Source organism: Candidatus Jidaibacter acanthamoeba (assembly GCF_000815465.1).
Lineage (GTDB): Bacteria > Pseudomonadota > Alphaproteobacteria > Rickettsiales > Midichloriaceae > Jidaibacter > Jidaibacter acanthamoebae.
In genome coordinates this window covers 1-662 of sequence record NZ_JSWE01000125.1, presented here as the reverse complement: position 1 = coordinate 662, position 662 = coordinate 1, and the positions used below count along the sequence as shown (strand labels likewise).

Here is a 662-nt window from a genome sequence, read left to right as displayed (position 1 = left end):
TTTAGAATATATAAGCAGGAGTAGGTAAATTAAATTGTCTCTCAATAAAGTATTTAATATTTATAGCTGAACTCTTAAGCAAGTGATAAAGCTGTCCCTTAAATAACATGGTCATTGTCTCAATACCTCGATAGGCTGTTTTGTAACTATGATAGCCCATAGCATCTTTGGTTTTCCATTTTACCCGTCTGTGATTTTGCTCAATTTTTTGTAGTTTAGTAAAAGCTAATGTATATGAGTGATTAGCATCTACCGCGATACTTTTAGGTTCAGCAACATTTTTCTTATTAATCAACTTATTTAAGAATAATTTAGCTGCTTTGTGGATACGTGTTTTGCTTAGGTAGAAGTCAATAGTATTTTTGTTACTATCAATGGCTCTGTACAAGTATAGCCACTTACCTTTAACCTTGATGTAAGTTTCATCTAGGTACCAGGAAGAATTGGTAGATTTGAGAAAGTAACAAACTTTCTTTTGTATTTCAGGACCATAATGCTGTACCCACCTGTATATTGTACTTGGGCAGATGTTTAGTCCTCTCTTTTCCATCATTTCACTTAAATTACGATAACTAAGTTTATATCTAAGATACCAGCCTCCCTCATCGTGACGTCATTTGAAATCTACAGACTTGTACTTTTTCATATAGCTAATTATTAAG

1 pseudogene is annotated in these 662 nt (G+C 32.8%); it reads right to left on the bottom strand.

What is annotated here, in order from left to right:
- Position 1 precedes the first annotated feature (1 nt).
- A pseudogene (locus tag NF27_RS06800) lies at positions 2 to 583 on the bottom strand (IS6 family transposase); the annotation flags it as partial.
- Positions 584 to 662: the final 79 nt, after the last annotated feature.